Source organism: Paenibacillus sp. N119s, from assembly GCF_059447605.1.
Genome location: NZ_JCAJRU010000010.1, coordinates 37,721 through 46,794 on the forward strand (window position 1 = coordinate 37,721; position 9,074 = coordinate 46,794).

9 protein-coding genes are annotated in these 9,074 nt (G+C 40.7%); all 9 read left to right on the top strand.

Translation table 11 applies throughout. The features are described from left to right. Window positions 1–75: 75 nt before the first annotated feature. Complete coding sequence (locus tag AC5V8P_RS02780; RefSeq protein ID WP_162305694.1) at window positions 76–489, top strand: nuclear transport factor 2 family protein; 414 nt, start codon at window positions 76–78, stop codon at window positions 487–489. A 36-nt stretch (window positions 490–525) separates the two neighbouring features. After that, window positions 526–1,407: an ergot alkaloid biosynthesis protein gene (locus tag AC5V8P_RS02785; protein WP_064797167.1), complete on the top strand. Its 882-nt coding sequence runs from the start codon at window positions 526–528 to the stop codon at window positions 1,405–1,407. Window positions 1,408–1,894: 487 nt separating this feature from the next. Further along, the gene (locus tag AC5V8P_RS02790) at window positions 1,895–2,632 is read left to right on the top strand and encodes an MBL fold metallo-hydrolase (protein WP_196771877.1); all 738 of its coding nucleotides are present in this window, start codon (window positions 1,895–1,897) and stop codon (window positions 2,630–2,632) included. Between the two features lie 299 nt (window positions 2,633–2,931). Continuing rightward, a complete protein-coding gene (locus tag AC5V8P_RS02795; RefSeq protein WP_155762554.1) occupies window positions 2,932–3,072 on the top strand; it encodes a hypothetical protein in 141 nt (46 codons plus the stop codon). Window positions 3,073–3,166: 94 nt separating this feature from the next. Further along, the gene (locus AC5V8P_RS02800; protein WP_063211994.1) at window positions 3,167–3,931 is read left to right on the top strand and encodes a DeoR/GlpR family DNA-binding transcription regulator; all 765 of its coding nucleotides are present in this window, start codon (window positions 3,167–3,169) and stop codon (window positions 3,929–3,931) included. Between the two features lie 29 nt (window positions 3,932–3,960). After that, the gene (locus tag AC5V8P_RS02805; protein ID WP_063212026.1) at window positions 3,961–4,764 is read left to right on the top strand and encodes a Cof-type HAD-IIB family hydrolase; all 804 of its coding nucleotides are present in this window, start codon (window positions 3,961–3,963) and stop codon (window positions 4,762–4,764) included. Window positions 4,765–5,398: 634 nt separating this feature from the next. Beyond that, window positions 5,399–6,094, top strand: coding sequence for a response regulator transcription factor (locus AC5V8P_RS02810; protein ID WP_064797166.1), 696 nt, complete (start codon window positions 5,399–5,401; stop codon window positions 6,092–6,094). 1 nt (window position 6,095) lies between these two features. Continuing rightward, entirely contained in the window at window positions 6,096–7,151 is a 1,056-nt protein-coding gene (locus AC5V8P_RS02815) for a HAMP domain-containing sensor histidine kinase (RefSeq protein ID WP_063211992.1), read from the top strand. A 219-nt stretch (window positions 7,152–7,370) separates the two neighbouring features. Then, entirely contained in the window at window positions 7,371–8,531 is a 1,161-nt protein-coding gene (locus AC5V8P_RS02820; RefSeq protein WP_064797165.1) for an alpha/beta hydrolase family protein, read from the top strand. Window positions 8,532–9,074 lie beyond the last annotated feature (543 nt).

Genomic DNA, 9,074 nt, shown 5'->3' on the forward strand with positions numbered 1-9,074 from the left:
AGACCAAACAGTCCGATTTTGATATTTTTTTTGTTTATTTTGGACTGAATGATCTATTAAAAAGGAGAGATGGATATGACAAGTGGAAATTTTCCTGAAGCCCAGGCAACCGAAATTCTAAAGGTGTTTCAAAGCAGTTTAGTAAAACAGGATCTTGAAAGATGGTTAACGCTATTTCGAGAAGATGCCGTCGTTGAGTTTCCTTATGCTCCAGAGGGTTATACTCAAAGACTGGTCGGTATTGAAGAAATTCGTAATTACATTATTGAGCTGTTCAAGCAAATGAATATCCTCTCTTTCTCATCTCCAGACCTGTTTGTATCTAAAGATAAATTGGTTGCTGAGTATACATGCGATGCTGTAATGACAGGAACAGAAAAAACGTATCGGCAGCGGTATATTTCCATGTTTCACTTAAAGGATGGGAAGATAACACTTTTTAAGGATTATTGGAATCCAACGGTCTTACTTGAAGTCGCACAAGGCTAGATTTTTAAACTTACAATTAAAAGGAGATAAAACAAAATGATGAATCAACAAAAGATACTTATTACAGGCGGAACAGGAAAGACAGGGATAAGAATTGCAGAAAGGCTGAATCAGCAGGGATATTCCTACACCATTACCATGAGGAATAAAGAAGCCATTACAACCCCTCAAAATCAAGTCTATTTCAACTGGTACGATAGTTCGACTTTTCTCCCTGTCCTGTATAATATTGAACGAGTTTATTTGGTTGCACCCGTGGGCGACCCAGAACCCATTAAAGTAATGAAACCATTTATTGAAAAGGCGTTAAAACAGGGAGTACGGCGGTTTGTACTTCTCAGCAGTGCATCCATTCCAGAGGAAGGTCCGGTATTTGGCCCTGTCCATCAATTACTGAAGAAATTGGTTCCAGAATGGACCGTGCTCAGGCCTTCTTATTTTATGCAAAATTTCACCGAAGGTCAGCATGCAGCAACCATCTCACAACAAAATTTGATTTTTAGCGCAGCAGGGCAAGGTAAAGTTGGCTTTGTAGCAGCTGAAGACATCGCTGAAGTCGCTTTAAGAGCACTTACTGATGAGGATGCACATAATACGGAGCATATGATTACGGGGCCGGATTCTCTTTCATATGATGATGTTAGTCTAATTATTAGTGAAGTAACGGGAAGAAAGGTTATACACAAATCAATATCAGATGATGAATTGACCCACAGCTGGTTAGCAGCAGGGATAAGCAAGGATTATGCAGAAATCATGACCAGACTCGACCGTAAAATTCGCGAGGAAGGGGCGGAAAATCTAAGTACGGATACTGTAATGAGGGTGACTGGGAAGGCATCTGTCTCTTTCCAACAATTTGCACAGAAACACGCAGATATCTGGATGCAGGAATCGATCAGTACTATAACATTTTAGCCAAACTCTAACAGTGTACATTACACAGCGGTAACGCTATCTGTGTTGGCTTAAAGTTTGAAGAGGAGTAAGATTCTCATTATATTACGGTTGATACTCAAGCATATTAGCTGCTGGCGAATTTGGCGTTCTTCAGATTTTTTTTACTCATTATTTCACAACTTTGTGTCAAAAAGAGGTAAGCTTTGTGTCACTGTACAATAAGTTTGTCCAAAATTTATCCGAGGAGAGTGAAGATTTTCAGGACGACCTACTGCAAAAGATTAGTGTACTCCTCCTTGACGGATAAGCAAATGGAGTTAGTTATTAGATCGCGATGGGTAAAAGAAAAAGAAGAAGCAGCCCCGACAGAGATACTCTGTGGGGGCTGCTTGATGACAACTGACGATACTTCATTAAGCTAACGGGCGGAATAGTTCAATGCGATAAATAAGTGTATAATTTAGAAGACGTGGAGAATCTAATTGGGAGGCTTGTATGATTAAAGATCATTGGTTTAAGTGAATACGGGCATTGGGAGAAAGTACATTCATTTTTATTATTGGGGAATCAACAAGGGGTGTTAATTGATACAGGTCTTGGGATTGATAATATCAAGAGAATAACAGACCAGTTGACATCCTTACCTCTAAAAGTTATTACGACACATGTCCACACTGACCACATCGGAAACCATGGCGAATTTGAACGGATCTTTGTCCATAAAGGAGATGAAGACTGGCTAATTAATGGGATTCAAGGCTTAACAATAGAACAAATCAGGAAGGATATTAGAAGAGATATAACTTTGCCTACACCAGAAACATTTGATCCGGATACATACCAGCCTTTTAAAGGAAAGCCGACAGGATTATTGAAGGATGGTGATATATTCGATCTAGGGGACAGAAGATTAATTATATATCACACTCCAGGACATACTCCTGGCCATATTTCAGTTTTCGATGAAACAAGAGGGTATTTATTTACTGGCGACCTGCTTTATGATGAAACGCCAATATATGCTTTTTATCCTTCAACGAACCCTGTCGATTTAGTAAATTCATTAGAAAGGATTGCAAGAATACCCAACGTCAAAATGGTATATGGTTCTCATAATACATTAGGACTTAATCCAATAATTTTAGATGAAGTAAAAATTGCAGTTAAATTTCTGAGGGAAAATGATCTCGCCAAATTTGGAACTGGGATTCATAAATTTAATGGATTTAGCGTTCAGTTCTAATAATCTTGTCCAACTAACTGGGAACGTTAATTCAATAAAATAGCGACAGTCTAGGACTTTATTTCGTATTATTAGGTCAACCAGAGATTTCTGGTTGGCCTTTTTTCTTAGGCGTCATATGATGGCGGTAGCCGAGAGAACGTGGACTTTATTGGGGTGGCCCCGTCGTGAAAACAGTTCTCTCACTGCCCCCAATGACCATGTTTGAGCTGGTTGAGACAGGGATCTCGTATCACAATTGAAGCTATGAAAAGAACCATCGTGGAAGTGGCGGCAGCTTTAATATTAGGGAGTATGTTATGGAGCTGGTTGTAGGATTAGATGTGGCTAAAGGAGCCAGCGCCGTTCAGGCTTTTCTAGGTAGGAATGAATCATACGGAATATTGGAGAGTATTAGCACGTGGACCGGGGAAGCTTATCATGTGAAATACTCAACATAAGCGATTTGCTTATTTTTTTGAAAAACACTTAAAAATACTTAACAAAAAGCGTTAAATTGCTTATGATGAATATAGGGAAAGGGGGAGGGGTTATATCCACCAAGAGGAAAGACTTTTAAAAATTTTGGAGTATCTCCAAAGCCGTAACCAATTATCAAACTCGGAAATTTGCGACTTATTGAACATCTCGAGAGATACGGCAAGAAGGGATATTATCAGGCTTGTTCATGAAGGGGGGGTTATCAGAACCCATGGAGGTATTGCCTTACCCTTATTAAAAGAAGAAATAAGAGCCTACAAGGAACGTGTAACCTCAGCAACAAAGCAAAAGATGCTTATTGCAAAAGCAGCTTCTGCGCACATCGCTGACGGAGATGTTTGCTTCATGGATGTGTCGACTACCATTCAACTGCTCTGCGGGCAACTGGACAAGAAACTGACGGTTTACACACACTCGTTGGATAATGCAGAAGCTTTATCAGCAAAAAGTGAAATTAACATAAATTTGCTCGGGGGCAAATTTAATCATGAAAACCGTTTTTTTTATGACTACGACACGGCTATGCAGTTGAACGATGTTTTTTTTGACAAAGCTTTTTTAGGAGCTGCCGCCATTATGGAAGACGGAGTGTATTTTGCAAACCGTGATGATGCTTTAGTTAAAAAGCTGGTATCGGGGCGTGCCAGAGAAGTATTTTTACTTGCCGATTTCAAAAAATTTAATTTAACAAGCCCGTTTAAAGGTCTGAATTTTTCCGAAATTGATATTCTAATTACAAATCAGGATGCCCCGAAGCATTCATTGCTGATGTTGCAGGATAGCGGAGTAGAAGTTATCAAGGTGCTTGAGGAAGAATAGTGATAAAAAATCGCAAGGGGGCATGGGCCATGATACAAGCAATCTTTAGCGATATTGACGGGACGTTGTTAAATTCAAAACATCAAATTACATTCGACACCAAAAATACAATCCAAGAAGTTGTGGGAAGAAATATCCCTTTTGTACTTGTTTCAGCGAGAATGCCAAGCAGCATTTTTCCTCTTCAGCAAGAGCTCAATATTCACGCTCCCGTCATTTGTTATAGCGGTGCTCTAATATTGGGCTTTGATAGGGAAATCCTCCATAGCATCTGCTTATCAAAAAAGAGCATTAAACAAATATACGATATTGTAACGGATCATTATCCTTCTATTAGTTTTAACCTATATGGCTATGACCAGTGGATCGTTGATAACACTCAAAATCCATGGGTAATTCAGGAAGCGAGGATTATTAATGCCTCTCCCATACAGAGGGTGCTCCCCTCATATTTAGAAGAAGATCATGATACTCACAAAATTTTATGCATGGGACCTCCCGAAGACATTGAGCGGCTTGTACAACAAATCAAAAAAGAAGTTACGGGTATCAGTGTTTATAAATCCAAGGGAACCTATCTGGAAATTATGGATGAGATGGTGTCCAAATCGTATGCCATTCAGGAACTCGAGGGGATATTTAATATTACTTATCGTGAATCGATGACCATTGGAGACAACTATAATGACATGGATATGATTTTGTACGCAGGCCTTGGGATTGCAATGGGGAATGCACCGGAGGAAGTTAAGAAAATTGCCGACTGGGTCACATCGAGCAATGATGAAGACGGATTGAAAATAGGCTTGGAAAAATACATTTTGTCCGTTTGAAATGATCCAGTGACACTGGATATGCAAACACCAGAAGACGGTAGGCATTGGAAATAGAAAGGAGAGGGGGACACGTAACCTGAGGATACTGAGTTTGTATCTCCTCGGTTTGAGAGACGAGAACGGTAGAAAAAGAAAAGCAGAGTGAGGCGACAAGAAGAGATCAACGTGTTCCGACTGTTGATCTGTTCTTGTGTTGAGCCCAATCAGCACGACAGATTACAACAAAGCTGAGGAAAGATAGATTGGGAGTTTAGTCGTCTAGATTTGTAGTGAAGAGCTTATTTGCCTGTAGTTTTTGCAGAGGAGCAGAAGAGGTTAACAATATGGATGCAAAATGGAAAAGGAATTACTATTCCTATATCTATGTTGAATTTCTATTTATATATGAGATCTTAAAAGGTGTAAGAAGAGTAATTAAAATCATAGTGGCAGGCCTTCAAGCTGGAATAAGTGCATAGCTCGACCGCTATTAAAGAGTATGCCAGCTTGTTAAAGCCAGCATTGTCCAGAGCGTTGCTTAAGTTTCTTTTCCAGCTTATCCGGAACTGAAGAGACGTTTTTCAATGCGAGAAGTCCATACGGCTCTTGTCTTATAAATACAGTCCATTTAAAGCGACTCGGAGGTACAAATATGCTAAAAACGATATTAGTTGTTGACGACGATGAAGAAATCGTAAAACTCATCACAAAGAGTTTAAGGTATGAGCAATTTGCAATACTTCCGGCATATTCGGGTAGAGAAGCCTTATCTGTATTGGAAGAAAATAACATTGATTTCATCGTTCTTGATATAGTGATGCCTGATATGGATGGACTTGATGTCTGCAGAAGTATCCGAAATTCTTATAATGTTCCAATTTTGTTTTTAAGTGCGCGTGATAAGGACATTGATAAAATCGTCGGGCTTGAAATAGGAGCAGACGACTACATGACCAAACCTTTCAGTATTCAGGAGCTTGCCTCCAGGATAAAGGCTCACTTCAGAAAAGTGGATAGGCTTTTTAAAGAATGGGATGAACTTAGTCCCAGTAACGAAAAGACGAATTCTGCGCTCATTTTGAACGATAAGACGTTTGAAGCATTCCTGAATAGCAGGAAGCTCGACTTATCAACAAAGGAATTTCAGATTCTGTCTATCCTCATGCGCCACCCCAATAATGTATTGACTCGTGAGCAGATATATGAAAACGTCTGGGGAGACGAATACGGAGAAATAAATACCGTAACGGTTCATATAAAAAATATCCGTAAGAAACTTGGTCCTGAATATGACTTTATTAAAACAATATGGGGCGTAGGATATAAATACACGGAAAGAGAGCAATAGTATGAAACTGAAAATAAAGCTTCCTCTTTTGTTCCTGCTGATGTTTATAATGTTCATGTTTTCGGTTGGAATATACCTGAAGTTTGTCTTTGCAGTATACTCTCCTATACGCAGTTCATTGCTGGACTCGCGATATATAGCATTGCTCCTGCCCATATTTGCAATTGCCTGTTTCATATTTATTATTCTGATTATCTATATTCATTTTTGCATAGAGAAACCCATTCAGCTTCTGAATACCAGGCTTGAAGAAGTAAATATTGTACATCCACTGCCTCCGCTAGCTCTGAGAAGTAATGACGAGATCGGAGAACTTTATAAACACTTTAATAAGATGGAGCATCGGCTTCAACTCGCGCACAAAGAGCAGACCGATATGATCGCGGCAATTGCCCACGACTTGAAAACACCCTTGACATCTATTAATGGCTTTACTGAACTGCTGGCTACGCACAAGGATTTACCAGAAACTGAAAAGCAGGAATATTATGATTTAATTCAAAAGAAGTCAGGATTTATGGTCGAACTCATCAATGATTTCTCCAGCTTCACCAAAGAAAAATTGGAGTTGGAATCTATGATAGCTAAACCTGTAAAAGCATCAAAATTATTTGAAAATATTGCACTTGAATATGAGTATGAGTTGGCGGGACTTGACAACGAGCTTACTTGCCACCATTCATTCACGGAAAATATATGGCTGATGGTCAACGAACCGATGATACGTCGGGTTTTCGGCAACCTCTTTAGCAATGCTGTAAGATATGGAGGGAAAAATAAGCTGAAAGTGTATATGACCGGATACCCGCTAGGACAGTATGCCTATTTTCAAATCGAGGATAATGGAATTGGAGTCCCGGATAAGGATATATCTTCTCTGTTCCTCAAATTTTTCACTGTGGATAAATCTCGGCAAATCCAAAAGGGCGGGCTGGGGCTGGGGCTTGCAAGCTGTAAATCCATTATTGAACATCATAGGGGCGAAATTGGCGCCTACCCTTCTGGATATGGCGGTTTGGGGATAAGATTCAGCCTTCCCTTGGCCGCACAACACTGATTTTATTGTTGCGCATTTTCTTTTACAACAGGAGTTAAAGGCTGCTGCCAGCTGTGAACACCCAGGCAGCAGCCATTTTTATTTTTTCAGTGTTTTATAATTTTTTATATTCTCTTTACAAACATTTATTTTTCTTTTAAAGAAGCTTTATCTTTGTGTTGTAAAAATTACTTGTAGTAAAAACTGCAATAACTAGAACTGGAAAAGGAGGATGTTACAATGTCAATTGAGTTCAGCCGTTGGCCCAATCACTACATGATGTCATACCAAGTCACCAAAGCTTTAGGTATGGCAAGCCTCGGTGCTACGGATGTCACCGAGATCTACGAGGCCTGCAAAAAAATCGAGCCCGATGACAAAGATACGTGGCACAGGGAATGGCTCATAACGGCTCAGGCATTGGAAAGACACGGCAAGGAGGCAGAAACAGGTGGAAACTGGTATACAGCACGAAACTGCTACATTCGTGCTTGCAATTACTACAGAATTGCGGAATATGCGGTGATGGATGATGACACCGAGAAAATCCGTCTATTTAAAAAAGTAAGTGAACTCTTCGAAGCTGCCGGAAAGTACTTCGATGTCCAACCAGAGAAGATCCAAGTCGATTACGAAGATGTCAAGCTGGATGGTTACTTCTTCTCCCCTTCCTGGATAAAAGGTCCGAAGCCGACCCTTTTTGCTCTCAACGGTGGCGACGAGTGGTCAATTGAAAACTATTTCTGGTTAGGTCCCGCTTTTATTTCGTGTGGATATAACTTTCTGGTCTATGACCAGCCTGGTACCGGCCTCTCGCTGTACGAAAAGGGAAAAGGAAGACGAGCGGACAGTGAGGCTTTCCATTCTCGAGCAATCGACTTTCTTCTAACGCGGCCGGAAGTCGACCCTGATAAGATTATCGTGCACGGTGAGAGTTTTGCTGCTTACGACTCTTTGCGATTCGCTTCGTTCGATCACAGGATTGCTGCCGTTATCTCCGACGGCGGTACGCACGCCTTTGATTGGGATGCAATGCTTAAATGGATGCCACCGAGTTTGGCCGCGCATGGCATGAGAATTCTGGGGGCAAAAAGCTTGGAGGACTTTGCGGGTAATCCGCGTTTTGCCTATGATCTTGAAGGCGTGCTCCACCAGATAGAATGTCCGCTTCTTGTAATGCACGGAGCGGAAGAGATACTGGTTCAGCCCAATCCGCTGACACAAGCATTGAAAAATTATGAGCAAGCGGGTTCGAAAAACAAGACGTTCTTCCCGATAGAGGATAGACGACTTGGCGGATTAGAACATTGTCAGGTAGACAACATCAACGTGCTGCATGAGGTAGCGCTGAATTGGCTCTGCTCAATAGGGCTCGGGCCAGCCGCACCTCGCCCTAAGTGATTGCCAGAGGCACCCAGCGCTATCATGAAAAAGCAAAATTCGATATATTGAAAGATTTAGATTTCTGATTGAGCTTATTCAGGAGTGTCCTACTTGGAATCCTGAATAAGCTCTCTCTTTATTGAGGAGTTGAAGACTGTGAGTATTTTCGGTTTTGAATCAAGAGCCTTCGGATCTTTAGGCGGGCAGCATATTTTGGTAACGTGCATCAACTTGTAGCCCCGGAAGTGGAGCCGGCTCACAATAAACTAATCGATAAGGAGTTTGGCCGTTAAGTTTAAAGCCGACATCGCGCCCTTTATTTGAGGGCGAATGTCGGTTTCTGCTATAATTAACCGTCGTTTCATGCAATCGAGGCACATATGTCCGCGTTCAGAAGAAAACGACTTCAAAATAGATAAGTGTACTAGGGACATAACGACGGCGTATTTTATAATCAGTCGGTGAGTTCTACTATCAAAATTCTGTAACTTGACTTTTAAAACTACAAATATAATAACTGAATATTACATATGTAATACATGTGGAAATGAGAAGAGAGGA

What these genes read in the sequence shown, in the direction of transcription:
- AC5V8P_RS02815 (WP_063211992.1), top strand. Translation starts at nt 6,096, where the DNA reads ATGAAACTGAAAATAAAGCTTCCTCTTTTGTTCCTGCTGATGTTTATA.
- AC5V8P_RS02785 (WP_064797167.1), top strand. Translation starts at nt 526, where the DNA reads ATGATGAATCAACAAAAGATACTTATTACAGGCGGAACAGGAAAGACA.
- AC5V8P_RS02820 (WP_064797165.1), top strand. Translation starts at nt 7,371, where the DNA reads ATGTCAATTGAGTTCAGCCGTTGGCCCAATCACTACATGATGTCATAC.
- AC5V8P_RS02810 (WP_064797166.1), top strand. Translation starts at nt 5,399, where the DNA reads ATGCTAAAAACGATATTAGTTGTTGACGACGATGAAGAAATCGTAAAA.
- AC5V8P_RS02805 (WP_063212026.1), top strand. Translation starts at nt 3,961, where the DNA reads ATGATACAAGCAATCTTTAGCGATATTGACGGGACGTTGTTAAATTCA.
- AC5V8P_RS02795 (WP_155762554.1), top strand. Translation starts at nt 2,932, where the DNA reads ATGGAGCTGGTTGTAGGATTAGATGTGGCTAAAGGAGCCAGCGCCGTT.
- AC5V8P_RS02780 (WP_162305694.1), top strand. Translation starts at nt 76, where the DNA reads ATGACAAGTGGAAATTTTCCTGAAGCCCAGGCAACCGAAATTCTAAAG.